The sequence below is a fragment of the Mycobacterium sp. WMMD1722 genome, from assembly GCF_049315205.1.
Lineage (GTDB): Bacteria > Actinomycetota > Actinomycetes > Mycobacteriales > Mycobacteriaceae > Mycobacterium.
Window position 1 is genome coordinate 3,789,729 of the sequence record NZ_CP186056.1, and the last position, 25,419, is coordinate 3,815,147.

The 25,419-nt window shown below is 68.5% G+C and carries 22 protein-coding genes; 13 read left to right on the plus strand and 9 right to left on the minus strand.

The features are described from left to right. Positions 1-36 precede the first annotated feature (36 nt). The 7 genes from ACN27E_RS18095 (at position 37) to ACN27E_RS18125 (ending at position 10,495) form a co-directional block, all read left to right on the plus strand. Positions 37-825: an NUDIX hydrolase gene (locus tag ACN27E_RS18095; RefSeq protein ID WP_422743527.1), complete on the plus strand. Its 789-nt coding sequence runs from the start codon at positions 37-39 to the stop codon at positions 823-825. Continuing rightward, a complete protein-coding gene (locus ACN27E_RS18100; protein WP_422743528.1) occupies positions 822-3,260 on the plus strand; it encodes a DUF6049 family protein in 2,439 nt (812 codons plus the stop codon). Before ACN27E_RS18095 ends, ACN27E_RS18100 begins: the two co-directional genes overlap by 4 nt. 119 nt (positions 3,261-3,379) lie before the next feature. Then, a complete protein-coding gene (gene murJ / locus ACN27E_RS18105; protein ID WP_422749964.1) occupies positions 3,380-7,030 on the plus strand; it encodes a murein biosynthesis integral membrane protein MurJ in 3,651 nt (1,216 codons plus the stop codon). Between the two features lie 63 nt (positions 7,031-7,093). Further along, the gene (sigM, locus tag ACN27E_RS18110; RefSeq protein WP_422743530.1) at positions 7,094-7,759 is read left to right on the plus strand and encodes an RNA polymerase sigma factor SigM; all 666 of its coding nucleotides are present in this window, start codon (positions 7,094-7,096) and stop codon (positions 7,757-7,759) included. Between the two features lie 46 nt (positions 7,760-7,805). Continuing rightward, positions 7,806-8,777: a thioredoxin-disulfide reductase gene (gene trxB, locus ACN27E_RS18115; protein ID WP_422743532.1), complete on the plus strand. Its 972-nt coding sequence runs from the start codon at positions 7,806-7,808 to the stop codon at positions 8,775-8,777. Between the two features lie 46 nt (positions 8,778-8,823). Next, positions 8,824-9,156, plus strand: coding sequence for a thioredoxin (gene trxA, locus ACN27E_RS18120; protein ID WP_422743534.1), 333 nt, complete (start codon positions 8,824-8,826; stop codon positions 9,154-9,156). 145 nt (positions 9,157-9,301) lie between these two features. Then, positions 9,302-10,495 (plus strand): N-acetylmuramoyl-L-alanine amidase, encoded by a 1,194-nt coding sequence (locus tag ACN27E_RS18125; RefSeq protein ID WP_422743536.1) that lies wholly within the window; start codon positions 9,302-9,304, stop codon positions 10,493-10,495. Here the strand turns inward: ACN27E_RS18125 and ACN27E_RS18130 are convergent. From ACN27E_RS18130 to rpmH, 9 genes are all read right to left on the minus strand, one after another. Next, complete coding sequence (locus tag ACN27E_RS18130; RefSeq protein ID WP_422743538.1) at positions 10,485-11,249, minus strand: acetyltransferase; 765 nt, start codon at positions 11,247-11,249, stop codon at positions 10,485-10,487. The two genes, ACN27E_RS18125 and ACN27E_RS18130, sit on opposite strands and share 11 nt — an antisense overlap. 189 nt (positions 11,250-11,438) lie before the next feature. Continuing rightward, complete coding sequence (locus tag ACN27E_RS18135; RefSeq protein ID WP_422743539.1) at positions 11,439-12,431, minus strand: ParB/RepB/Spo0J family partition protein; 993 nt, start codon at positions 12,429-12,431, stop codon at positions 11,439-11,441. Positions 12,432-12,462: 31 nt separating this feature from the next. Next, positions 12,463-13,413 carry a ParA family protein gene (locus ACN27E_RS18140; RefSeq protein WP_422743541.1) on the minus strand — a complete coding sequence of 317 codons (951 nt, stop codon included), beginning with the start codon at positions 13,411-13,413 and terminating at the stop codon, positions 12,463-12,465. Next, on the minus strand, positions 13,410-14,093 hold the full coding sequence (rsmG, locus tag ACN27E_RS18145; RefSeq protein ID WP_422743543.1) for a 16S rRNA (guanine(527)-N(7))-methyltransferase RsmG: 684 nt from the start codon (positions 14,091-14,093) through the stop codon (positions 13,410-13,412). Before rsmG ends, ACN27E_RS18140 begins: the two co-directional genes overlap by 4 nt. 61 nt (positions 14,094-14,154) lie before the next feature. Further along, entirely contained in the window at positions 14,155-14,700 is a 546-nt protein-coding gene (locus ACN27E_RS18150) for a protein jag (protein ID WP_422743545.1), read from the minus strand. A gap of 35 nt (positions 14,701-14,735) precedes the next feature. Beyond that, the gene (gene yidC, locus ACN27E_RS18155) at positions 14,736-15,821 is read right to left on the minus strand and encodes a membrane protein insertase YidC (RefSeq protein ID WP_422749966.1); all 1,086 of its coding nucleotides are present in this window, start codon (positions 15,819-15,821) and stop codon (positions 14,736-14,738) included. A gap of 43 nt (positions 15,822-15,864) precedes the next feature. Continuing rightward, positions 15,865-16,191 carry a membrane protein insertion efficiency factor YidD gene (gene yidD / locus ACN27E_RS18160; RefSeq protein WP_422743547.1) on the minus strand — a complete coding sequence of 109 codons (327 nt, stop codon included), beginning with the start codon at positions 16,189-16,191 and terminating at the stop codon, positions 15,865-15,867. Further along, entirely contained in the window at positions 16,188-16,544 is a 357-nt protein-coding gene (gene rnpA, locus ACN27E_RS18165) for a ribonuclease P protein component (protein ID WP_422743548.1), read from the minus strand. Before rnpA ends, yidD begins: the two co-directional genes overlap by 4 nt. A 21-nt stretch (positions 16,545-16,565) precedes the next feature. Beyond that, a complete protein-coding gene (gene rpmH / locus ACN27E_RS18170; protein WP_087028634.1) occupies positions 16,566-16,709 on the minus strand; it encodes a 50S ribosomal protein L34 in 144 nt (47 codons plus the stop codon). Positions 16,710-17,258: 549 nt separating this feature from the next. Here rpmH and dnaA point away from each other — a divergent pair. The 6 genes from dnaA to gyrB all read left to right on the plus strand — a co-directional run bounded on the left by dnaA (position 17,259) and on the right by gyrB (position 25,384). Next, a complete protein-coding gene (dnaA, locus tag ACN27E_RS18175) occupies positions 17,259-18,737 on the plus strand; it encodes a chromosomal replication initiator protein DnaA (protein ID WP_422743551.1) in 1,479 nt (492 codons plus the stop codon). 578 nt (positions 18,738-19,315) lie between these two features. Beyond that, positions 19,316-20,515 (plus strand): DNA polymerase III subunit beta, encoded by a 1,200-nt coding sequence (gene dnaN, locus ACN27E_RS18180; protein WP_422743553.1) that lies wholly within the window; start codon positions 19,316-19,318, stop codon positions 20,513-20,515. A gap of 26 nt (positions 20,516-20,541) precedes the next feature. Continuing rightward, complete coding sequence (gene gnd, locus ACN27E_RS18185; protein ID WP_422743555.1) at positions 20,542-21,435, plus strand: phosphogluconate dehydrogenase (NAD(+)-dependent, decarboxylating); 894 nt, start codon at positions 20,542-20,544, stop codon at positions 21,433-21,435. A 4-nt stretch (positions 21,436-21,439) separates the two neighbouring features. Continuing rightward, positions 21,440-22,585 carry a DNA replication/repair protein RecF gene (gene recF, locus ACN27E_RS18190; RefSeq protein ID WP_422743557.1) on the plus strand — a complete coding sequence of 382 codons (1,146 nt, stop codon included), beginning with the start codon at positions 21,440-21,442 and terminating at the stop codon, positions 22,583-22,585. Further along, positions 22,582-23,142: a DUF721 family protein gene (locus ACN27E_RS18195; protein ID WP_422743559.1), complete on the plus strand. Its 561-nt coding sequence runs from the start codon at positions 22,582-22,584 to the stop codon at positions 23,140-23,142. Before recF ends, ACN27E_RS18195 begins: the two co-directional genes overlap by 4 nt. Positions 23,143-23,356: 214 nt before the next feature. Further along, positions 23,357-25,384 carry a DNA topoisomerase (ATP-hydrolyzing) subunit B gene (gyrB, locus tag ACN27E_RS18200; RefSeq protein ID WP_422743561.1) on the plus strand — a complete coding sequence of 676 codons (2,028 nt, stop codon included), beginning with the start codon at positions 23,357-23,359 and terminating at the stop codon, positions 25,382-25,384. The last annotated feature ends 35 nt before the right edge of the window (positions 25,385-25,419 follow it).

A 25,419-nucleotide genomic window follows, 5' to 3' on the forward strand; every position in this document is an offset into this window, starting at 1 on the left:
CCGGAGGGTAACCACGTGGCAGCTACTATCGCTTGGGTGTCGGAAGGCGATCAGCCCAAACCACGACGCCGCCGCGGGCGACGTCGTGGCCGACGCGCGGCCGGACCCCCGCAGGGTACCGCCGACACTCCCGCACCGGGCCCGGCACCGCCCGACGAGGGCGAACGTCCCCGCCAGCGCGCCAAACCCTCCGACCGGCTCCGCAAGGACCGTCCCCGCCGACCGCCGGAACGGCTGCGCACCGTCCACGAGACCTCCGCGGGCGGTCTGGTCATCGACGGCCTCGACGGGCCGAAGGACAACCAGGTCGCCGCGCTGATCGGCCGCATCGACCGGCGCGGACGCATGCTGTGGTCGCTGCCCAAAGGCCACATCGAGATGGGTGAGACCGCCGAGCAGACCGCCGTCCGCGAGGTCGCCGAGGAGACCGGGGTGCGCGGCGACGTACTCGCCGCGCTCGGCAGCATCGACTACTGGTTCGTCACCGAGGGCCGCCGAGTACACAAGACCGTGCATCACTATCTGATGCGTTTTCTGGGCGGCGAGCTGTCCGACGAGGACGTCGAGGTCACCGAGGTGGCCTGGGTACCGCTGACCGAGCTGCCCAAACGCCTGGCCTACGCCGACGAACGCCGCTTGGCCGAAGTCGCCGACGAGCTGATCGACAAATTGCACGCCGACGGGCCCGCCGCCCTGCCGCCGCTGCCGCGCACCGCACCACGGCGGCGCCCCCAGACTCACTCGCACACCCGCAACCGGCGTCGTGACGAGTCGGGCCAGAGTTCTCAGGGCCGGCGGACGAACGGATGCGGACAAGGCCCGTGAGGGCCGTGGCGGCCGCCGGCGCGCATTCGCCGTCGGTGCTCCCGCGCCTGTGCGCCGCCATCGTCCTGCTGGTCCTCTTCGCCGTCCCCGCCGCCCTCCCCCAAGCCGCCGCGGGCGAGGCCGGCGACGCCGTGTTCCTGCAGTTGCGCGTCGACCAGGTGACGCCCGAGATCGTCACCACCACCAGCGAGCCGACGGTCACCGTCGCCGGGGTGGTCCGTAACGTCGGCGACCGGACTGTGCGCGACGTGGTGCTCCGGCTGGAACACGCCCCCGCGGTCGACACCTCTTCCGGATTGCGGACCAATCTCACCGGCAACATCGATCAGTTCCGCCCGGCCGCCGAATTCGTGACGGCCGCAACGCAACTCGAGCGCGGTGCCCAGGTGCCCTTCTCGTTCACCTATCCGCTGCGCGCGCCGGCCGGGCCATCGCTGGACATCCGGCAGCCCGGCGTCTATCCCCTCCTGGTCAACGTCAACGGCACCCCCGACTACGGAGCGCCCGCGCGGCTCGACGATGCACGCTTCCTCCTCCCGGTGCTCGGCGTGCCCCCCGAGAACGGAGCCGCGCCCGCCCCGGAGGCGCTCGGCTCCGCGGTGCCTCCGGATACGTCCAATCCGGTCGGTCTGACGATGTTCTGGCCCCTGGCCGACCGTCCCCGGTTGGCCTCCGGTCTGCCGGGCGGTACGACGCCGGTACGGCTGATCGACGACGAACTCGCCCAGTCGCTGGCCCCGGGTGGCCGGCTCGACACACTGCTCGGTGCGGTCGACTTCGCCACCAGCCCCACCGTCGACCCGATGGGTGAGGTCACCCGCACCCTCTGCTTGGCCGTGGATCCCGACCTGCTGGTCACCGTCAACGCGATGACGGCCGGCTACGTGGTCAACGACGGACCCGATGCCGGGCCGACCACGCCGACCCGGCCCGGTACCGGACGCGACGCCGCGATCGCCTGGCTGAGCCGGCTCAAGGCGCTCGCCCCGCGCATGTGCGTGACGCCGACGACCTACGCGCAGGCCGACCTCGACGCACTGCAACGCATCGGCGACCCGGGTCTGAGCGCGATCGCGACCACCGCCACCGCCGACATCATCGACCGCATCCTCGGGGTGCCCGCGGTCCGCGGCGTCACCCTGCTCGGCGACGGCCCGCTCACCGGACCCGCCCTGCAACTGCTCTCGGCCCAGGCGCCGACGGTCGCCATCGGCGCCGCACCACTGGTGGCGCAGGACGCGGCGACCGGGCTCGGCGCATCGGCCGAACTGCTTCCGGTGCGCTACACCCCGCAGGTGGTGTCGGTGCCCTTCGATCCGACGGTCGGCGCCGCACTCGCCGCCAGCGGCACCGATCCGGCCACCCCGAGCTATCTGGACCCGTCGTTGGCGTTCCCGCTGAGCCACGACTCCGCCGTGGCCCGCCGGCAGGACGCGCTGGGTTCCCTGCTGTGGCGTGGTCTACAGCCCGACGCACAGCCGCGCACCGAGATCGTGGTTCCGCCGCTGGCGTGGAACCCCGGACCCGACGACGCCCAGGCGATGCTCACCGCGGTGGGCTCGGCGATCCGCGCGGGTCTGGCGGTGCCCCGACCCCTGCCCGCGGTCGTGGCCGAGAACGCCACCCTGGCGCCCACCCCCGGGGTCGCCTGGCCGCCGGCCGCGGCGGGAAACCCCCGCGGTCGATTCGACGACGCGGTCACCGCCGGCGTCGCCGCCACCTCCAGGCGGCTCTGGGAACTGACTGCGGCGCTGGGCGTCGACGAACGCACCGGGCTCACCGGCACCCAGTACACGGCTCCGCTGCGCGAGGACATGCTGCGCGCACTGAGCCAGTCGGTCCCGCCGGACGCCCGTAACGGGCTCGCGCAGCAGCGGCTGTCGGTCGTCGCCGGCACCGTCGACGATCTGTTCGGCGCGGTCACCATCGTCAATCCGGGTGGGGCCTACACGCTGGCCACCGAACGCAGCCCGCTGCCGTTGGCGTTGCGCAACGACCTGCCCGTCCCCATCCGGGTCCGGCTGCACGTCGACGCGCCACCGGGTATGACCGTCGACGACATGGGCGAGATCGTCCTGCCGCCCGGTTTCCTGCCGCTGCGGGTGCCCATCGAGGTGCACTTCACCCAGCGCGTGGCCGTCGACGTCTCACTGCGCACCGCGGACGGTCTGCCCCTGGGCGAACCGGTGCGGCTCTCGGTGCACTCCAACGCCTACGGCAAGGTGCTGTTCATCATCACGCTCACCGGTGGCGCCGTGCTGGTCCTGCTGGTGGGCCGACGGCTGTGGCACCGCTTCCGCGGCCAGCCGGACCGTGCGGACCTCGACCGCCCCACGCGGGCCTACGCCGAGACGCATCTGCGCTCCGATCCGCTGGAGACCGCGATCCGCCACGCCCCCTCCGACAGACCGCACAGCACTGGCGGCCACCGGTGAGCACCACCGGGCAGTGGCCGGGCCCGCCCACCGATCCGCAGCCGTCGGCCTATCCCCCGCCCCGCCGGATTCCACCGGACCGCGACGCACCGTCCGGACCCGCCGCGCCGCAGCGCCGGATGCCACCCGCCCCGCCGCGGCAGCGCATCCCGCGCGGTCCCGCTCCTCGGCGCCGCGCCGGCCGGCCGGAACTGTCCGACGCCGCGGTGGTCAAACGATCCTGGGGGATGGCGGTGGCCACGCTGGTCAGCCGGATCACCGGATTCCTGCGCATCGTGTTGCTCGCCGCGATCCTCGGCGCCGCGCTGTCGAGTTCGTTCACCGTGGCCAACCAGCTGCCCAACCTGGTGGCGGCGCTCGTCCTCGAAGCGACATTCACGGCGATCTTCGTCCCGGTGCTCGCCCGCGCCGAACGCGATGATCCGGACGGCGGGACGGCATTCGTTCGCCGCCTGGTCACCCTCGCCACCACCCTGCTGCTGATCGCCACCGTGCTGTCCGTCGCGGCCGCACCGCTGCTGGTTCGTCTGATGCTCGGCGACGCTCCGCAGGTCGACCAACCACTCACCACCGCGTTCGCCTATCTGCTGCTACCCCAGGTGGTGTTCTACGGGTTGACGTCGGTGTTCATGGCCATCCTGAACACCCGCAACGTGTTCGGGCCACCGGCCTGGGCGCCGGTGGTCAACAACGTGGTGGCCATCGCCACCCTGGGCGTCTACGTGCTGGTGCCCGGCGAGCTCTCGCTCGACCCCGTCGAGATGGGCAACGCCAAACTGCTCGTCCTGGGTATCGGCACCACCCTGGGGGTGGTCGCCCAAGCCGCGGTGCTGCTCGTCGCGATCCGCCGCGAGCGGATCAGTCTGCGGCCGCTGTGGGGGCTCGACGACCGGCTCAAGAAGTTCGGTGCGATGGCCGCGGCGATGGTGCTCTACGTGCTGATCAGCCAGGCCGGACTGGTGGTCACCAACCAGATCGCCAGCACCGCCGCGGCGTCCGGGCCCGCGATCTACACCTACACCTGGCTGGTGCTGCAATTGCCGTTCGGCATCATCGGCGTGACGGTGCTGACGGTCGTCATGCCACGGTTGTCGCGCAACGCCGCCGCCGACGACATCCCCGCCGTGCTCGGCGACCTCTCGCTGGCCACCCGCCTGACCATGGTCACCCTCATCCCGATCGTGGCGATCATGACCGTCGGCGGTCCCGCGATCGGCAGCGCCTTGTTCGCCTACGGGAACTTCGGCGAGACCGACGCCGGCTACCTCGGCCTCGCGATCACGCTCTCGGCGTTCACCCTGATCCCCTATGCGCTGGTGTTGCTGCAGCTGCGCGTGTTCTACGCCCGCGAGCAGCCGTGGACCCCGATCGCCGTCATCGTCGTGGTCACCACCGTCAAGGTGATCGCCTCGCTGGCCGCACCGGCGCTGACCGACGACCCGGATCTTGTCGCCGGGCTGCTCGGCACCGCCAACGGAATCGGATTCGTCGCCGGCGCCGTCGTGGGACACATCCTGTTGCGGTCCAATCTCACCCCCCGGCGCGGCCGAATGCTCGACGTCACCGTCGTCCGCACCATCCTGGTCACCCTGACCGCCTCGCTGTTGGCCGCGTTGCTCGCGCAGATCGCCGATCAGGTGCTCGGTCTGGAGACCCTGACCGAGCGCTTCGGAGCGGGCGGTTCGCTGATCCGCCTCGCAGTCCTGGGGCTGATCATGGGTCCGGTGGTCATCGGGGTGCTGCTGGCGGCCAAGGTGCCCGAGGCCGGCGCCGCGCTGGCTGTCGTGCGCCGCCGGCTCGGCAGCCGCCGGGCCACGTCCACCCCGTCAATAAGTCCGCCCGACCAACGGCGCCCCACCGCCGCTGTCCCGTACCCTGAGCACAGGAATGCACCTGCGGTGCGGCGGAGTCGGGGCCCCGTCATCGGTGGGAGCGGGGCTTCGGCGCGCGGCGCCGAGGTGGGGATGTGGAAAGGACCAGCGGTGACCGACGACTCCGCGGACAATTCTGCGGGGGTGCCCGACGGCGCGCCGCGCGAGAAGACCGGGCCCGACAGTACTGGGCGCGACAGCACCGGCCGCGACAGTTCGGTGACCACGCGGATCAGCAGGCCCACCGCCGACGACTTCCAGCCCGACGTCCCTGACGACGACCAGGACACCCGAGCCGGCGAGACGACCGAATTCGCGGTGTCCGGCCGGCCACCGGCGGACTACGGCGGCGACCCGACCCGCGAATCGCTGCCGTTCGACGCCCCCCGGGAGCCGGCGATCGAGGCCGCCACGGCCGACGAGGACGTCCACCTCATCCCCGGAGCGACCATCGGCGCCGGCCGCTACCGGCTGCTCGTCTTCCACGGCGGTCCGCCCCATCTGCAGTTCTGGCAGGCCCTCGACACCGCGCTGGACCGGCAGGTGGCGCTGACCTTCGTCGATCCGGACAACGAGCTGCCCGACCAGCAGCTCCAGGAGATCCTGTCGCGCACTCTCAAACTGAGCCGCATCGACATGCCCGGCGTCGCGCGGGTGCTCGATGTCGCGAACACCGGCTCGGGCGGCCTGATCGTCTCGGAGTGGATCCGGGGCGGGTCGCTGACCGAAGTGGCCCAGACCGCCCCGTCGGCGATCGGCGGCGCCAGGGCGATGCAGTCGCTGGCCGCGGCCGCCGAGGCGGCCCACCGCGCCGGGGTGGCGCTGTCCATCGACCATCCGAGCCGCGTGCGGGTCAGCATCGATGGCGACGTGGCGCTCGCCTTCCCGGCGACGCTGCCCGACGCCACCCCCGAAGACGACATCCGCGGTATCGGCGCAGCGCTGTACGCGTTGCTGGTCAACCGGTGGCCGCTGCCCGAGAAGGGCGTACCGAGCGGTCTGGCGGCCGCCGATCTGGACGCCGCCGGTCAGCCGGTCGAGCCCAAGGCCGTGGACCGCGACGTCCCGTTCCAGATCTCCGCGGCGGCGGCCCGCGCCGTTCAGGCCGACGGCGGCATCCGCAGCGCGCCCACACTGCTCAACCTGCTTCAGCAGGCCACCGCGATCGCCGACCGTACCGAGCTGATCTCTCCGGTCGACCGGCCGGATGCCCCGCCACCCCGCCGGCCGGTCCGCGACGGCGACGACCCCGAGGCCCAGGTGCGCCGACGCAAGGGGTTGATGGTCGGGCTGACCGTCGGTGGGGTCATCGTCGTGGTGGCGCTGGTCGTGCTGGCGACGGTGCTCAGCCGCATCTTCGGCGACGTGGGCGGCGGCTTCAACGGCGACGACCTCGGCCTGAACGCGCCGTCGAGTTCGACCGAGGACAGTGCCTCACCGGGCGCGGGCAATGTGATCCGCCCCGTCCGGGCCACCGTGTTCTCCCCGGACGGCGGCGCCGACAACCCCGCGGATGCCGGGAAGGCGATCGACGGCAATCCGTCGACGGTGTGGCCGACCGACATCTATTCCGACCCGACCCCGTTCCCGAACTTCAAGAGCGGCGTCGGGCTGATCCTCGAGCTGCCCCAGCCCACGACGCTGGATTCGGTCGACATCAATCTCGACAGCACCGGGACGTCGGTGCAGATCCGCTCGGCTCAGACGCCCACACCGTCGACGCTGTCGGCCACCACCGAGCTGACCCCCTCCACCCCGCTCAAGCCCGGTAACAACACCATCGACATCAGCGACGCCTCCCCCACCTCGAACGTGCTGGTGTGGATCGACACGCTGGGCTCGGTGAACGGTGAGAGCCGCACCGACATCGCGGAGATCACCCTGCGGGGTTCCAGCTAGCGGCTGTCCACAGGCCCGCAACTCGTGTCGGCCGGCACCCGCCCGCGCGCTTAGTGTTCATCTGTGGGGACCTTCGACGCGATCGCCCGCTCCGATGCCCAGCTGCTCGCCGCGCATGTCGCCGGGGAACGCTACGCCTTCGACGAGCTCTACCGGCGGCACCGCGCCCAGCTTGCCCGGCTGGCCCAGACGATGACCCGCCACCCCGAGGATGCCGAGGAGGCGGTGCAGGAAGCGATGCTCTCGGCGCACCGCTGTGCAGCGACCTTCCGCTACGACTGCGCCGTCGGTAGCTGGCTGTACCGCATCGTGGTCAACGCCTGCCTCGACCGCATGCGCCGCGCGAAGACGCAGCCGACGACGCCGCTGCTCGATCGGGACCACCCCGCTGGCGACCCCACCGGGCACGTCGACGCCAGCCTCGCGGTCCGGCAGGCGCTGATGCGCCTGCCGGTCGAGCAGCGCGCGGCCGTGGTCGCGGTCGACATGCAGGGCTACACCGTGGCCGAGACCGCCGCCCTGCTGGGCATCGCCGAGGGCACGGTGAAAAGCCGGTGCAGCCGGGGCCGGGCGAAGCTGGCCGTCGCGCTGAGCGACACCGGCGGCACACCCCGGCAGCGCCGCGCCGGCGGAGCAGGTCTGCGGCGTACCGTCGGCCAGTCATGTGATCGATCGCGCGTGACCCCGGCGCGCATGCCCCTGCCCACGCCGGGGAACACCCCGACTTAGGCTGGTGTTGAAACCCGTGCCGGCGTGACACGGCAGAAAGGCACATATGACCACCTCTTCCACGGTTCACGACGTGATCATCATCGGCTCCGGCCCGGCGGGTTACACCGCGGCCGTGTACGCCGCCCGCGCCCAGCTCGAGCCGCTGGTGTTCGAGGGATCACAGTTCGGCGGTGCGCTGATGACCACCACCGAGGTGGAGAACTATCCCGGATTCCGCAACGGCATCACCGGACCCGAACTGATGGACGAGATGCGCGAACAGGCGTTGCGGTTCGGCGCCGACCTGCGCATGGAGGACGTCGACGAGGTGTCCCTGGACGGGCCGGTGAAGACCGTCATCGTCGGGGACGAGACGTTCCGGGCCCGGGCGGTGATCCTCGCGATGGGCGCGGCCGCGCGGCATCTGGGCGTTCCCGGTGAGGACACGCTGCTCGGCATGGGCGTGAGCACCTGTGCGACCTGTGACGGGTTCTTCTTCCGCGATCAGGACATCGCCGTGGTCGGCGGTGGCGACTCGGCCATGGAGGAGGCGACGTTCCTCACCCGTTTCGCGCGCAGTGTGACCGTCATCCACCGTCGCTCGGAGTTCCGCGCCTCGCGCATCATGCTCGAGCGGGCCCGCGCGAACGAGAAGATCACCTTCCTGACCGACACTGCGGTCACCGAGATCGAGGGCAGCCCCAAGGTCACCGGTGTGCGGCTGCGCGATGTGAACACCGGTGAGGAGTCCAAGCTCGCGGTGACCGGGGTGTTCGTCGCGATCGGCCACGTGCCGCGATCGGACATCGTGCGCGGTCACGTCGACGTCGACGAGGACGGCTACGTCCTGGTCGAGGGCCGGACCACCAACACCTCGGTCGAAGGCGTCTTCGCCGCGGGTGATCTCGTCGACCGGACCTACCGGCAGGCGATCACCGCCGCGGGCAGCGGGTGTGCCGCCGCCATCGACGCCGAGCGGTGGCTCGCCGAGATCGGCGCCGCGCCCAGCGACGAAGAGATCTCGGCCCCCATCTAGGCGGGTCGCCGGGCCTGTACCCAACTACTTCCCGATAGGAGCTGACATGGCTGCCGGACATGCCACCGTCGCCGTCACCGACGACACGTTCTCCAACGATGTGCTGGCCAGTGACACCCCCGTCCTGGTCGACTTCTGGGCCACCTGGTGCGGGCCGTGCAAGATGGTCGCCCCGGTGCTCGAGGAGATCGCCAGCGAGAAGGCCGGCGATCTCACCGTCGCCAAACTCGACGTCGACGAGAATCCGACGACCGCCCGCGACTTCCAGGTGGTGTCGATTCCCACGATGATCCTGTTCAAGGGCGGTGAACCGGTCAAGCGGATTGTCGGTGCGAAAGGGAAGGCCGCCCTGCTGCGCGAGCTGGCCGAGCACCTCTAGCCGAATTCGGTCCCGGCGGCGTCCGCCTGGCGTTTTCCCGATATTGGGAGGCGTCTGAGACAATTGCCGCCGAGGCGCAGCCGATTTCGGCCCGCGCCGGGGGCTACCCACAGCCGAATTCCCAGGCCGGCCTGAAGGGGCGAATATGTCGATTCTGCGTCGAGGTGACCGCGACGCCGCGGTCGCCGAGATCCGCGGAGCGCTGGCCGCTCTCGGCCTGCTCGACAGCCCCGATGAGGATTTGAGTACCGGCCGGCATGTAGCGGCCGACGTGTTCGACGCCGAGTTGGACCATGCCGTGCGGGCGTTCCAGCAGAATCGTGGGCTGCTCGTCGACGGCGTGGTGGGAGAAGCGACCTACCGCGCCCTGAAGGAGGCGTCCTACCGCCTCGGCGCTCGCACGCTCATGCACCAGTTCGGTGCCCCGATGTACGGCGACGACGTGGCGACGCTGCAGGCGCGTCTGCAGGATCTGGGCTTTTACACCGGACTGGTGGACGGTCACTTCGGTCTGCAGACCCACCACAGCCTGTCGTCCTATCAGCGTGAGTACGGTCTGTATCCGGACGGCATCTGCGGCCCGGAGACGTTGCGCTCCCTGTATTTTCTCGGTTCCCGCGTCACCGGCGGCTCCCCGCATGCGATCCGTGAAGAGGAACTCGTCCGTCGGTCCGGACCGCGGCTGTCGGGTAAGCGCGTCATCATCGATCCGGGCCGCGGCGGCAGCGACCGGGGCCCGATCGTCAACGGTCCCGACGGCCCGATCAGCGAGGCCGACATGCTGTGGGATCTGGCCAGCCGCCTCGAGGGTCGGATGACCGCGATCGGCATGGAGACGTTCCTGTCCCGCCCCGCCGACCGCAGCCCGTCCGACGCCGAGCGGGCCGCGACGGCCAACACGGTTGGCGCCGATCTGATGATCAGCCTGCGCTGCGCCGCTCAGCCCACCCCCGCCGCCAACGGCGTCGCATCGTTCTATTTCGGTAATTCGCACGGTTCCGTCTCCACGATCGGCCGCAATCTCGCCGACTTCATCCAGCGAGAGGTGGTGGCGCGCACGGGGTTACGTGACTGCCGCACGCACGGCCGCACGTGGGATCTGTTGCGGCTGACGCGGATGCCCACCGTGCAGGTCGACGCGGGCTACATCACCAACCCGCACGATCGGGATCTGTTGGTGCAGAGTCATACTCGCGACGCACTGGCCGAAGGCATCCTGGCCGCCGTCAAGCGCCTCTACCTTCTCGGCAAGAACGACCGGCCCACAGGCACCTTCACCTTCGCCGAGCTACTGGCCCACGAACTGTCGGTCGAACAGGCCGGTCGGCTCAGCCCCTAGCCTGCGCGTAGCGGCCGGCGCCCGCCCCGACGGGCTGCTGCAGCTGCGCCGACTCCAGCAACCGTTCCAGCGCCGCCTCCACGTCGGCCTTCCACCCCAGACCCTGCTCCAACTCCAGGCGCAGCCGGGGAAAGTACGGATGCGGTGACACCACGGTGAACCCGACCGCTTCGAGCACGTCGGCGCCGACGATGCAGCGCTGTACCGAGCAATCCCCCAATACCGTGACCGCGGCGTGGCAGTCGCCGGGAACGACGCGCGGATCGCTGAGGTGCTCGGTCGCCTCGGTACGGCCGAACGCCTCGAGCGCCCGCACACCACGCCGGACCAGATCGCTGACCACCGACGTCAGCAGCCCTTGCGGTAGCGCATCGCTGTCCGGTCCCGGTTCCACACCCACCGACGTGAGCAGTATGGCGTCGGCGCTGACCGGGCCGCTGGGGAACAGCCGGGCCCGCGGCACCGCGCGCGGCGGCGCATAGAAGGCGTAGCCCAGACACGGTTCCTCCCCCAGGCCCCCATCAGCATCGGACTCGTCGCCGCGCCGGGCGCGGCTCCGCACGGCAACCTGGCCGCAGGATCCCCACTCCAGCATCACCATCGACAACCAGGCTTCCTTCTCGAACTCCGGATCCGAGAGGTGGTCGTCGCGGTTCAGGGTGGCGGGGTCGACCTCCCAGAACACACAGCGCCGTGCGTGCTTGGGCAGCTGGTCGAATCCTTCGAGCCGTAAGGGTGAAATACGTGCCGACACTCAGGTTCCCCGGTTCCCGTCCGCGGTGCGCAGCTGCGCCCGACTCTCCACAATAGGAGCAATACCGGCCGGCGCCGGTTGCGAATCCGTAAGGGTTTGCGCCGCAACGCATCCGGTGCTCGCGGGCGCGGCGCCGAGCTGACCGGAGACTGATGCTGTCACAGTGACGTAACGACCATGGGTGGTTGGTCAGTGGTTCGTCGAGTTCATCAGGTCGACGATGCGTTGCAGATCGTCGACCGACCCGAATTCGACCACGATCTTGCCCTTGCGTTTGCCGAGACTGACGGTGACGCGGGTGTCGAATGCTGTGGAGAGCTGTTCAGCAACGTCCTGCAGGCCCGGCATATGAATCGGCTTGCGACGTGGAGCGGTGGGGGCCGCCGGCTCGTTGCGGTTGGCCAGCGTCACCGCCTCCTCGGTCGCCCGCACCGACAGACCCTCGGCGACGATGCGGGCGGCGAGTTCCTCCTGCCGCTCCGGTCCGCCTTCGAGTGCCAGCAGTGCGCGAGCGTGGCCGGCGGACAGCACACCGGCGGCGACCCGCCGCTGGACGGCGATCGGCAGGCGCAACAGTCGGATCATGTTCGTGATGAGTGGGCGCGACCGGCCGATCCGGCTGGCGAGTTCATCGTGGGTGACCCCGAACTCGTCGAGCAGCTGTTGATAGGCCGCCGCCTCTTCCAGTGGATTCAACTGCACGCGGTGGATGTTCTCGAGGAGAGCGTCGCGAAGAAGATTGTCGTCGGCCGTCTCACGGACGATCGCGGGGATGGCCGCGAGGCCGGCCTCCTGGGCCGCCCGCCAACGTCGCTCCCCCATCACCAGTTGGTAGCGCGCCGATCCACCGTCGTCCCCGAGCGCCCGCACGACGATCGGCTGCATGAGCCCGAATTCGCGGATCGAATGCACCAGTTCGGACAGCGCCTCGTCGTCGAACACCTGGCGCGGCTGTCGGGGATTCGGTTCGATCGCGGCCGGGTCGATCTCCCGGTAGACCGCACCCACTTCGGCCGCGGGCGGAATCGCCGCGGGACCGCCGCCGATGACCACATCGGCCGCGGCGGACCCCATGCGTGGGCCGCCGAGGCCGGCAGCGCTACCGTCCTCACCGGGTCCGGTGGGGATCAGCGAGGCCAATCCGCGGCCGAGTCCGCTGCGCTTGCGGGTGGGCTGGGTCATCGTGTCGTCTCCTTCAATCGCGCACACGCCGTCATTGCCGGGCACCGTCGTTGGGTGCCCCGCGCTGCGCCAGTTCCCGGCTGGCATCGAGATAGCTCATCGCACCCCTCGACCCGGGGTCGTAGCCCAGGATCGTCATTCCGTATCCGGGCGCCTCGGACACCTTCACGCTGCGTGGGATGACCGTGCGCAACACGATGTCGCCGAAATGCTCCCGCACATCGGATGCCACCTGGTCGGCGAGTTTCGTGCGGCCGTCGTACATGGTGAGGATGACCGTGGACACGGTGAGTTCCGGATTGAGGTGGGCTTTGACCATCTCGATGTTCCGCAACAGCTGCCCCACACCTTCGAGTGCGTAGTACTCACACTGAATCGGTATCAGGACCTCGGGTGCGGCAACCAATGCGTTGATGGTCAACAGCCCCAGCGACGGCGGGCAGTCGATGAAGACGTAGTCGAAGTCGTGGTGTTTGAGTTCGGCCAGGGCGGTGCGCAACCGCCCTTCGCGGGCGACCATGCTCACCAACTCGATCTCCGCGCCGGCCAGGTCAATGGTCGCCGGCACGCAGAACAGGCGCTCGTTGTGCGGGCTCTGTTGCAGAGCCTCGTTCACCGGGATATCGCCGATGAGCACCTCGTAGGACGACGGGGTTCCGGGCCGGTGCTCGATACCGAGCGCGGTGCTCGCATTGCCCTGCGGGTCGAGGTCGATGACCAACACCTTCAGGCCCTGCAGGGACAGGGCCGCTGCGATGTTCACCGCGGTCGTCGTCTTGCCCACGCCGCCCTTCTGGTTGGCAATCGTGAACACCCGCTGCCGGCTCGGGCGGGGCAGACCGCCCTGTGTCGCGGAGTGCAGCAGGCGCACGGCGCGCTCCGCCTCGGCGCCGATCGGCGTATCCGCAGCGATGGCGTCGCCCCATGTTTCACGTGAAACCGACGCGCCGCCGGTGCCGTCCGGCACTCGATCCATGCTCATCTCCTGCCCGCTCGTTGCGATCGGCCCGATCCGCGTGCCTGCGCCCGACGCCTTGCGACGACCACGGTGGCAGGAGGATTCAAGAACCCCGCGCCACATCTCACCACCCGAACCTCGTCGGCGCCAGCCCGTTCCATCGCCCGCCGGTGTTCGTCGACTTCACTGTCCGCCCGTTCACCCTTGAGCGCGAGCATTCGGCCGCCGGGCCGCAACAACGGCAGGCTCCAGCGGCTCAACTTGTCCAGGGAGGCCACCGCACGCGAGGTCACCACGTCGACCTCGCCGAGCGTGTCACGCACCCCCGGCTCTTCGGCGCGGCCGCGAAGCACCTCGACGTCCAGGCCGAGGGTCGCCACCACCTCGGCGAGGAAGTCACTGCGGCGCAACAGCGGCTCGACCAGAACGACGGCCACGTCGGAGCGAGCCAGCGCCAGCGGTATGCCCGGCAAACCGGCGCCGCTTCCGATGTCGACAACGCGCTCCCCCGGTTCGACCAGCTCGCCGATCGCCGCGCTGTTGAGGATGTGCCGGTCCCAGATCCGCTCGGTCTCGCGCGGTCCGATCAGGCCGCGCTCCACCCCCGCGGTGCACAGTAATTCGGCGTACCGGCGGGCGGTCTCCAGTCGATCGCCGAACACGGCCGCCGCCGCCTCCGGAGAATCGGGTTTCACGTGAAACATTCTCCGCCCCCGCCGCGCCGTCGAGTGAACTACATCCGTGTAAGTAAGGGGTAGAGCAAGGTCAGTCCGGAAGGACGACGACCCGCCGGGACGGCTCCGCGCCCTCGCTCTCGCTGTGGACGCCAGACACCGCGGCCACCGCGTCGTGCACGATCTTGCGTTCGAACGGCGTCATCGGCGCCAGCGATTCCCGTTCACCGCTCTCGAGCACACGCTGAGCCACCTGGTCGCCCAGCGCTGCCAGCTCGTCGCGACGACGACGGCGCCAGCGCGCGATGTCGAGCATCAGCCGGCTGCGCTCGCCGGTCTTCTGATGCACGGCCAGCCGGGTCAGTTCCTGGAGCGCGTCGAGCACCTCGCCTTTACGGCCGACCAACTTGTTCAGGTCGGTGCCGCCGTCGATGCTGACCACTGCGCGGTCGCCTTCGACGTCCAGATCGATATCGCCGTCGAAGTCCAGCAGATCGAGCAGCTCCTCCAGGTAGTCCCCGGCGATCTCCCCCTCGGCGACCAGACGCTCCTCGAGATCGTCCTCGGTGCCCGACGTCGTCGCTGCGGTCGTCTCCTCGGTCTCTTCGGTGCGCTCTGTGGTGTCCGCATCCGTCATAGTCGTCCCTCTCTCCTCCACCAGTGCAGGACTGGTCAACGCTTGCGCTTCTTGGGCCGGGCTCCCGGCCGCGGCGATCGATTGCCCGGCGGCCTGTTCCCCGCAGCCTTGGCCGACGCACCGCCAGGCTTCGGGGCGTTCCCGCCGGTCGACCCATTCGATGTCCCGGCAGCATCGGTCGAGCCCTCCGGGACGGACTCGACCACCGGGTCGACGGCCTCGTCGGACCCGTCCTCCAACCCGTTGCCGGCAGCCGCCTTGCGCGCACGGTTGGGCTTCTTACCCGGGGCCGGGGCGTTGGCCGATCGGCGCTCCTGCGCAGCGACCTTCTTGGCCTCTTCCTCTTTTTCGATCTTGCCGAACACATAGTGCTGCTGGCCGTAGGTCCAGATGTTGTTGGCCAGCCAGTACATGATCACCGCCAGCGGCAGGAACGGACCGCCGACCACCACACCCAGGGGGAAGACGTACAAGGCCAGCTTGTTCATCAGCGCGGTCTGCGGATTGGCTGCCGCCTCCGGGGTCTGACGAGCCACCGACGCGCGGCTGTTGAAGTGCGTCGCGATGCCGGCCAGGATCATGATCGGCACGCCGACAGCGATCACCGCGACCCGGTGGAATTCGGTGAAGGCCTCGAGGCCGTGCTGCTGGATCATGGTGGCGCCCAGTGGTGCGCCGAACAGATTCGCGTCCAGGAAGTGCCCGACATCGGTCGCGCTGAACACGTAGTTGGGCAGACTGCGGTTCTCCTCCACCGACAGCCCCAACCGGCCGATGCCGGTCTGGGTCCGGTTGAAGGACATCAGCACGTGATAGAGACCCAGGAACACCGGGATCTGCGCGAGCATCGGCAGACAGCCGAGAATCGGGTTGAACCCGTGCTCCTTCTGCAGCTTCTGCATCTCCAGCGCCATCCGCTGGCGGTCTTTGCCGTACTTCTTCTGCAGCGCCTTGATCTGGGGCTGCAGTTCCTGCATCTGGCGGGTGGTGCGGATCTGCCGGACGAACGGCTTGTAGAGGATCGCGCGCAGAGTGAACACCAGGAACATCACCGACAACGCCCATGCGAAGAAGTTGTCCGGTCCCAGCAGGAAGCTGAAGGCCTTGAACCAGACCCACATGATCGCCGACACCGGGTAGTAGATGATGTCGAGGCTGAACCAGTTAAACACTCGTTGTGCTCCTGACGAGATCGGCGGCCGACGATGCTGCACCGCTTCGGTCTGAGGATGACTCCTCGGCCCCACCATGCCGGTCCGGGATCGGATCCCAGCCACCCGGGTGCCACGGGCCACATTTGGCGAGCCGTACCAGGGCGAGCCAGCTTCCGCGGATCAGCCCGTATTCGGTCAGCGCATCCACCGCGTACTGACTGCAGGTGGGAGTGAACCGGCAGGACGGCAGCCGCAACGGCGACACCATGTTCCGGTAGAGATCGATGGCGAAGATCACCGCGCGCGCCGGGGTATGCCTTCCCCACCGCCGGGTCATGGACACACTCCGGCCCTCGACTGCGCGCGCTGCACGGCGCGACCGAGCTGATCCTGCAGCCGGGCCGAAGACGCCGTGGCAGCACCGGGTAGGGCGCGGATGACGAGCCGCTGGTGCGGATCGAGCTGATCGACGAAGGCGACGGCGACATGACGCAGCCGCCGGGAGACGCGATGTCTCACGACGGCATTGCCCACTGATCTGGCCACCACCAACCCGACTCTCGGCCCGGACGCATCCTCGCGGTCACACCCCAGGTGGACGACGAGATCGGGCTGCGCGCACCGCACGCCCCGACCAACCGTGGCACTGAATTCTGCCGACCGGCTCATCCGGTACCGGGCCGGAAGCACCGCGCGCGTTCCCGCGTCGCGTCAGGCGGTGAGGGAACGACGGCCCTTGCTACGGCGAGCCGACACGATCGCGCGACCGGCGCGGGTCCGCATACGCAACCGGAAACCGTGCACGCGCGCACGACGGCGGTTGTTGGGCTGGAACGTCCGCTTGCCCTTGGCCACGGCAATCTCTCCTCGTTGTGTGGCGCCCGCATGCCACACACATGTCGTTCATGGGTGGACGCGCTCGCCGTTGTTAAGCTCATGCATCTTGCTTGCTAGCCGGCGCTGACTCCAGTGGCCCGGATCGCAGCCGTATCGCCACGTGCGGGCGACTGTTCGAGGGTACTGACGAGATTTCCCTGGGTCAAACCTCGCTAGTCACCGGCTCGAATCGTTGACATCCGTCACATCATTCACCATCGGTCGGGCGACCCGAAGAAGTAGCCGCGCAATGTTGTCGAACGGTTGGCACTCCGAGAGAAAACTGTTAGCTTCTGGCAATGCCGTTTCGACTGGAACGGCCGCCGACAACGAAATGAGGACGTCCGACCGCGAGCCCACAGCTGCTTCGAACAGCTGTGCCGAGCCCCGTTCCGCGGCGTTCCCACACCGGTAGACAACTTAAGCGACGACCTGCCCATACTCCACAACCTGTGGATAACTTTGTGGACAGTTGGTCTTCGTTCCATTGGTCGTCGCTCCGACGTCCACGCAAGGGGGTGCTCGTCATTGACAGCTGACCCCGACCCCCCTTTCGTAGCGGTGTGGAACACCGTGCTCGGCGAGCTCAATGGCGACGCGGCATCCGCCGGGCGCAATGGGACCGATGCCGGACCCGCCCTGACCGCCCAGCAAAGGGCCTGGCTTCGGCTCGTCAAACCATTGGTGATCACCGAGGGGTTTGCTCTGCTCTCGGTACCCACCCCCTTCGTGCAGAACGAGATCGAGCGACACCTGCGCGAGCCGATCATCACCGCGCTCAGCCGGCACCTCGGTCACCGCGTCGAGCTCGGCGTGCGGATCGCGACCCCCGCCTCGGACGAGGACGACGACACCCCGGCCCCGCTGGATCACGACGAGGTCGACGAGGACACCGAGGCACGCGCCAGCGCGGCCGAGACCTGGCCGAGGTACTTCAGCCGGACCCCCCAGCCTCCGGTGCCCGAGGATCCCAACGAGGTCAGCCTCAACCGCCGCTACACCTTCGACACGTTCGTCATCGGCGCCTCCAACCGATTCGCCCACGCGGCGACGCTCGCGATCGCCGAGGCCCCGGCCCGCGCCTACAACCCGCTGTTCATCTGGGGTGAATCCGGTCTGGGCAAGACCCATCTGTTGCATGCCGCGGGCAACTACGCCCAGCGCCTCTTCCCCGGGATGCGGGTCAAGTACGTCTCGACCGAGGAATTCACCAACGATTTCATCAACTCGCTGCGCGACGATCGCAAGGCCTCGTTCAAACGCAGTTACCGCGACATCGACGTCTTGCTGGTGGACGACATCCAGTTCATCGAGGGCAAGGAAGGCATCCAGGAGGAGTTCTTCCACACCTTCAACACGCTGCACAACGCCAACAAGCAGATCGTCATCTCCTCCGACCGGCCGCCCAAACAGCTGGCCACCCTGGAGGACCGGCTGCGGACCCGGTTCGAATGGGGTCTGATCACCGATGTCCAACCTCCCGAGTTGGAGACCCGGATCGCGATCCTGCGCAAGAAGGCCCAGATGGACCGCCTCGACGTCCCTGACGACGTCCTCGAGCTCATCGCCGGCAGCATCGAGCGCAACATTCGCGAACTCGAGGGTGCGCTGATCCGGGTGACCGCGTTCGCATCGCTGAACAAGACCGCGATCGACAAGTCCCTGGCCGAGATCGTCCTGCGGGACCTGATCTCCGATGCCAACACCATGCAGATCTCGACCGCAGCGATCATGGCGGCCACCGCCGAGTACTTCGAGACCACCATCGAAGAACTCCGGGGCCCGGGGAAGACCCGCGCGTTGGCCCAATCCCGGCAGATCGCCATGTACCTGTGCCGCGAGCTGACGGATCTGTCGCTGCCGAAGATCGGACAGGCCTTCGGTCGCGACCACACCACGGTGATGTACGCCGAGAAGAAGATCCGTGGCGAGATGGCGGAACGTCGCGAGGTGTTCGATCACGTCAAGGAACTCACCACCAGAATCCGTCAGCGCTCCAAGCGCTGACCTTTTTCTTCGCTTTTTGCACCGGGTGAACCGCACGCCCTTCAATTCGTCACGTGTCGAATCACGCCGGATCGCCGCTGCGGCCGAAAAACTTCCGTACCGCTCGTCACAGACGTCACACAGCTGCACTGTGGATACCGTGTGCACAACCTGGTGATCGAACCCGGCACAAGAGCGCCCGTGTTACACAACGCTTTCGGCGGTCCACACCCTGCGCTGCCCCGGGTCGGCTGCGTCCCCACGGCACCCACACGCCGACACGCGGGCCGACCTGCACCGTCGCGCGTGCATCCCCAGTCTCCACAGCCCCTATTACTGTTACTCATCTATCTCTCTAGATTTCTTCTAGAAGAAGCGCGCTGGGGACACCCCATTCACAACACCGGATCGACCGGGCCCGGACACGCGATCCAGTGCCCATGTCACCCCGATCGATTAGCTTTCAAGTTCGGGCGGAAAGCTCTACGGTGGTTCATCGGCAGCCGTTATGGTCGTCGAGGCGCAGCTGGACTAGGCGTTCTTCGGACACCGAGACAACCGCTGGTAGAACTCATTGTGGTGTTATTCGAAGGGACGCTATGGACGTGGCGACGACGACGACGGGTCTGAACGACCTGAAGTTCCGCCTGGTGCGGGAGGACTTCGCTGACGCAGTGGCCTGGGTGGCCCGAAGCCTGCCCTCTCGCCCGACCGTCCCCGTCCTGGCCGGCGTGCTGCTGACCGGTGACGACGACGGGCTGACCATCTCGGGATTCGACTACGAGGTGTCGGCCGAGGTTCGAGTCTCTGCCGAAATCGCCTCTCCGGGAAGCGTTTTGGTATCGGGCCGGCTGTTGAGCGACATCACCCGCGCCCTCCCCGCCAAACCCGTCGACGTCAGCGTCGAAGGCACCCGTGTGTCGCTGACCTGCGGTAGCGCCCGATTCTCGCTGCCGACCATGGCCGTCGAGGACTACCCGACGCTCCCGGCCCTCCCGGACGAGACCGGTGTGGTGGGCGCCGACGTGTTCGCCGAGGCGATCGGCCAGGTCGCGGTGGCGGCCGGCCGGGACGACACCTTGCCGATGCTCACCGGCATCAGGGTCGAGATCACCGGAGAGAGTGTCGTTTTGGCGGCCACCGACCGCTTCCGGCTGGCCGTGCGGGAACTGACCTGGTCCACCGCGACGCCCGATATCGAGGCCGCCGTCCTCGTTCCGGCCAAGACACTGGCCGAGGCCGCCAAGGCGGGCACCGACGGTACCGACGTGCATCTGGCCCTCGGTGCCGGCGCCTCGGTGGGCAAAGAGGGTCTGCTGGGCATCCGCAGCGCCGGCAAGCGCAGTACGACGCGCCTGCTCGACGCCGAATTCCCGAAATTTCGGCAGTTGCTGCCCAGTGAACACACCGCGGTGGCCACCATCGGCGTGGCCGAACTCACCGAGGCGATCAAACGCGTCGCCCTGGTGGCCGACCGCGGCGCACAGGTGCGGATGGAGTTCTCCGAGGACGCGCTGCGGCTGTCGGCCGGCGCCGACGACGTGGGCCGGGCCGAGGAGGACCTTCCCGTGGCGTTCTCCGGGGAGCCTCTGACCATCGCCTTCAACCCGACCTATCTCACCGACGGCCTCGGATCGCTGCACTCCGATCGGGTCACGTTCGGATTCACGACACCCAGCAGACCGGCGGTGTTGCGCCCGGCGGGCGATGATGACCAAGGTGTCGGGTCGGCCGGGCCGTTCCCGGCGCTGCAGACCGACTATGTGTATCTGTTGATGCCGGTGCGCCTCCCGGGCTAACCGACCTAGCGACGAAGAGAGGCGCAATGCAACTCGGTTTGATCGGCCTGGGCAAGATGGGCTTCAACATGCGTGAGCGCCTGCGCGAGGGCGGCCACGAGGTGACCGGCTACGACCCGCGGCCCGAGGTCAGCGATGTGCCGTCGTTGGCCGCGCTCGCCGAGGCGCTACCGACCCCCCGGGTGGTCTGGGTGATGGTGCCGTCCGGCCCGGTCACCCACGACACGATCGTGTCGCTGGCCGAGGTGCTCAGCGAGGGCGACCTGGTCATCGACGGCGGCAATTCCCGTTACACCGAAGATGGTCCACACGCAGAACTGTTGCACGCCAAGGGAATCGGCTTCATCGACGCGGGCGTGTCCGGTGGTGTCTGGGGGCTGCGTGAGGGATACGGACTGATGGTGGGTGGGTCGGACGCCGACGTGGAACGGGTCATGCCGATCTTCGACACCCTCCGGCCGCCGGGTGAGTTGGCCGACGGATTCGTCCACGCCGGCCCGGTCGGGGCCGGGCACTTCGCGAAAATGGTGCACAACGGCGTGGAATACGCGCTGATGACGGCCTACGGCGAGGGATACGAGATGCTCGCCGCCGAGGACCTGATCACCAACCCACAGGCGGTGTACCAGGCCTGGAGCAACGGCACCGTGGTGCGGTCGTGGCTGCAGCAGCTGCTGGCCAAAGCGCTCAAGGAGGATCCGGAGCTCGCCGAGATCTCGGGCTACACCGAGGATTCCGGTGAGGGCCGGTGGACCGTCGAAGAAGCGATCCGACTGCGGGTGCCGGTGCCGGGGATTGCGGCGTCGCTGTTCGCGCGATTCCTCTCGCGCCAGGAGGACTCCCCCACCATGAAGGCGGTCTCCGCGCTGCGCAACCAGTTCGGCGGCCATGCCGTCAAGAGGATCAGCGAATCCGGTTGAACAGGTGTATGTCCGGCACGTGACGCTGACCGATTTCCGTTCCTGGGCCCGCGCGGACCTCGAGCTGGGACCGGGCCGGACGGTGTTCGTCGGGTCCAACGGCTTCGGTAAAACCAATCTCGTTGAGGCGCTGTGGTATTCGGCGACGCTGGGCTCGCACCGGGTGGCCTCGGATGCCCCGCTGATCCGCGCGGGTGCGACGCGCGCGGTGGTGTCCACCATCGTCGTCAACGACGGCCGCGAACTGGCCGTCGACCTCGAGATCACCGCCGGCCGGGCCAACAAGGCGCGGCTGAACCGCTCCCCCGTCCGGAGTCCGCGTGAGGTGCTCGGTGTGCTGCGGGCGGTTCTGTTCGCCCCCGAGGATCTCGCGCTGGTGCGCGGGGATCCCGGCGAGCGCCGTCGCTTTCTGGACGAACTCGCAACCACGCGCCGGCCCAGCCTGGCGGGGGTGCGGGCGGACTACGACAAGGTCGTGCGCCAGCGCACCGCGCTCCTCAAGACCGCGGCGGGCGCTCGTTACCGTGGGGACCGCGGGGCGCTGGAGACCCTGGACGTCTGGGATGGTCACCTGGCCAGGCACGGTGCCCAGCTGATGGCGGCGCGGGCGGCGCTGGTCGACCTGCTGGCGCCGGAGGTGGAAAAGGCCTACCAACTGCTGGCACCCGGTTCGCGTCCGGCGGCCATCCGATATCGCACCAGTGTCGACGTCGATGAGGACGACACGGTGGAGTACTACGAGGCTGCGCTGCTCGACGCGATGTCGCGCCGCCGGGACGCCGAGCTGGATCGCGGCGTGTGTCTGGTCGGACCGCACCGCGATGACCTCGAATTGCGACTCGGCGACCAGTTGGCGAAAGGCTATGCCAGCCACGGTGAGTCATGGTCGATGGCGCTGTCGCTGCGACTGGCCTCCTATGAGTTGCTCCGCACCGAGGGCAGCGACCCGGTTCTGCTGCTCGACGACGTGTTCGCCGAACTCGACACCGCCCGGCGCACTGCGTTGGCCGCGGTGGCTGCCGACGCCGAACAGGTGTTGGTGACCGCGGCGGTGGGCGAAGATGTCCCCACCGGATGGGATGCTCAGCGCGTCGGCATCCGGATGGAGGATGCCGACGACGGCGCACGGATATCGGTGGTGGTGCAGTGACCGACGACGAGGACACCCCCGGCGGACCGCCGGACCGGCTGGCCGGCCTGTCCGGGATGGATCTGGTGCGCCGCACGCTCGAGGAGGCTCGCGGTGCCGCCCGCAGCCAGGGTAAGGACGTCGGTCGTGGGCGGATGGCCCCGACCCGGCGGGTGGCGGGCAGCGGCCGTCGCCGCACCTGGTCGGGTCCCGGCCCGGACTCGCGGGATCCCCAGCCCTTCGGCGCGGCGGCCCGCGATCTCACCCAGCGGCGCGGCTGGTCACCGCGGGTCGCCGAGGGTGCGGTGTTCGGCCAGTGGGAGACGGTGGTCGGCGAGCAGATCGCCGCGCACGCCACCCCGGTGGTGCTGCGCGAGGGTGTGCTGACCGTGGCGGCGGAATCCACCGCGTGGGCCACTCAGCTGCGGATGGTGCAGGCACAGCTGCTGGCCAAGATTGCCGCGGCCGTCGGCGATGGGGTCGTCAGCACCTTGAAGATCACCGGGCCGACCGCGCCGTCCTGGCGCAAAGGCCGCTACCACGTTCCGGGCCGCGGGCCGCGCGATACCTACGGGTGATTGCCTGAGAGCCGTCTCAGGGTCGGATTCGCCGGTCTGTAGCGTCGCCACGCACCGAGGATCGAGAAATTCCGCGCACGGCGCATTCAGATAGGTGGAAACGCCGTCACAGAGTCGGTCCAGTCGGCCGTTGGCGGTAGACTGGGACGAAGACCTGTGCGGGGGCTCACCCCCGGCCGGCATCACTGCCAAAGATCAAGGAGACGCCCTCAACGTGGCTGCCCAGAAGAAGTCTGCGCCGAGCGAGTACGGTGCCGACGCCATCAAGGTTCTCGAAGGCCTCGAAGCGGTGCGCAAGCGTCCCGGTATGTACATCGGTTCCACCGGTGAGCGCGGCCTGCACCACCTGATCTGGGAGGTGGTCGACAACGCGGTCGACGAGGCGATGGCCGGCTTCGCCACCAAGGTCGACGTGCGCATCCTCGAGGACGGCGGTGTCCAGGTCACCGACGACGGCCGCGGCATCCCGGTGGCGATGCATGCCACCGGCATCCCCACCATCGATGTGGTCATGACGGTGCTGCACGCCGGCGGCAAGTTCGAAGAGGGCGCCTATCAGGTGTCCGGCGGTCTGCACGGGGTCGGCGTCTCGGTGGTCAACGCGCTGTCCACCCGGCTGGAGGCCGATGTCCGCAAGGACGGCTACGAGTGGTTCCAGACATATGACCGGTCGGTGCCGGGCACCCTGAAGCAGGGTGAGAAGACCAAGAAGACCGGCACGACGATCCGGTTCTGGGCCGATCCGAACATCTTCGAGACCACGGTCTACGACTTCGAGACCATCGCGCGTCGCCTGCAGGAGATGGCGTTCCTGAACAAGGGTCTGACCATCGAGCTCACCGACGAGCGGGTCAGCGCCGACGAGATCGTCGACGAGGTGGTCAGCGAGACGGCCGAGGCGCCCAAGAGTGCCGAGGAGAAGGCGGCGGAGAAAGCCCAGACCCAGAAGGTCAAGCACCGCACCTTCCACTATCCGCAGGGCCTGGTCGACTACATCAAGCACATCAACCGCACCAAGACCGCGATCCACCCGAGCATCGTGGACTTCGGCGGCAAAGGTGAGGGCGCCGAGCTCGAGATCGCGATGCAGTGGAACGCCGGCTATTCCGAATCGGTGCACACCTTCGCCAACACCATCAACACCCACGAGGGCGGCACCCACGAAGAGGGTTTCCGCGCGGCGCTCACCTCGGTGGTGAACAAATACGCCAAAGACAAGAAGCTGCTCAAGGACAAGGACCCGAACCTCACCGGCGACGACATCCGCGAGGGGCTGGCCGCGGTCATCTCCGTCAAGGTCCGGCAGCCGCAGTTCGAGGGGCAGACCAAGACCAAACTCGGCAATACCGAGGTGAAGTCGTTCGTGCAGCGGGTCTGCAACGAACAGCTGACCCACTGGTTCGAGGCCAACCCGGCCGAAGCCAAGACGGTGGTCAACAAGGCGGTGTCCTCGGCGCAGGCCCGGCTGGCCGCCCGCAAGGCGCGAGAGCTGGTGCGGCGCAAGAGCGCGACCGACATCGGCGGTCTACCCGGCAAGCTCGCCGACTGCCGCTCGACCGACCCCAGCAAGTCCGAACTGTATGTGGTGGAGGGTGATTCGGCCGGCGGCTCGGCCAAGAGCGGCCGTGACTCGATGTTCCAGGCGATCCTGCCGCTGCGCGGCAAGATCATCAACGTCGAGAAGGCCCGCATCGACCGCGTCCTGAAGAACACCGAAGTGCAGGCCATCATCACCGCGCTGGGCACCGGTATCCACGACGAATTCGACATCTCCAAGCTGCGTTATCACAAGATCGTGTTGATGGCCGACGCCGACGTCGACGGTCAGCACATCTCCACGCTGTTGCTGACGCTGCTGTTCCGCTTCATGAAGCCGCTGATCGAGAACGGACACGTCTTCCTCGCCCAGCCCCCGCTGTACAAGCTGAAATGGCAACGCAGCGAACCGGAATTCGCCTACTCCGACCGGGAACGCGACGGTCTGCTGGAAGCCGGGCGCGCGGCCGGTAAGCGGATCAACGCCGAGGACGGCATCCAGCGGTACAAAGGCCTCGGTGAGATGGACGCCAAGGAATTGTGGGAGACCACGATGGATCCGTCGGTGCGGGTGCTGCGCCAGATCACCCTCGACGACGCCGCCGCGGCCGACGAGTTGTTCTCCATCCTGATGGGCGAAGACGTCGAGGCCCGCCGCAGCTTCATCACCCGCAACGCCAAAGACGTTCGCTTCCTTGATGTTTAACCCGGCGACGTCTGATTCGAGCGAAGGCTGATCAC

Bases quoted from the DNA above. Each gene is read 5' to 3' on its own strand.
- yidD (WP_422743547.1), bottom strand. From the start codon at position 16,191: ATGACCCGGCGGTGGGGAAGGCATACCCCGGCGCGCGCGGTGATCTTC.
- murJ (WP_422749964.1), top strand. From the start codon at position 3,380: ATGCCACCCGCCCCGCCGCGGCAGCGCATCCCGCGCGGTCCCGCTCCT.
- ACN27E_RS18135 (WP_422743539.1), bottom strand. From the start codon at position 12,431: ATGACCCAGCCCACCCGCAAGCGCAGCGGACTCGGCCGCGGATTGGCC.
- trxB (WP_422743532.1), top strand. From the start codon at position 7,806: ATGACCACCTCTTCCACGGTTCACGACGTGATCATCATCGGCTCCGGC.
- ACN27E_RS18125 (WP_422743536.1), top strand. From the start codon at position 9,302: ATGTCGATTCTGCGTCGAGGTGACCGCGACGCCGCGGTCGCCGAGATC.
- gnd (WP_422743555.1), top strand. From the start codon at position 20,542: ATGCAACTCGGTTTGATCGGCCTGGGCAAGATGGGCTTCAACATGCGT.
- trxA (WP_422743534.1), top strand. From the start codon at position 8,824: ATGGCTGCCGGACATGCCACCGTCGCCGTCACCGACGACACGTTCTCC.
- yidC (WP_422749966.1), bottom strand. From the start codon at position 15,821: ATGTGGGTCTGGTTCAAGGCCTTCAGCTTCCTGCTGGGACCGGACAAC.
- ACN27E_RS18140 (WP_422743541.1), bottom strand. From the start codon at position 13,413: ATGAGCATGGATCGAGTGCCGGACGGCACCGGCGGCGCGTCGGTTTCA.
- rsmG (WP_422743543.1), bottom strand. From the start codon at position 14,093: ATGTTTCACGTGAAACCCGATTCTCCGGAGGCGGCGGCGGCCGTGTTC.
- dnaN (WP_422743553.1), top strand. From the start codon at position 19,316: ATGGACGTGGCGACGACGACGACGGGTCTGAACGACCTGAAGTTCCGC.
- ACN27E_RS18150 (WP_422743545.1), bottom strand. From the start codon at position 14,700: ATGACGGATGCGGACACCACAGAGCGCACCGAAGAGACCGAGGAGACG.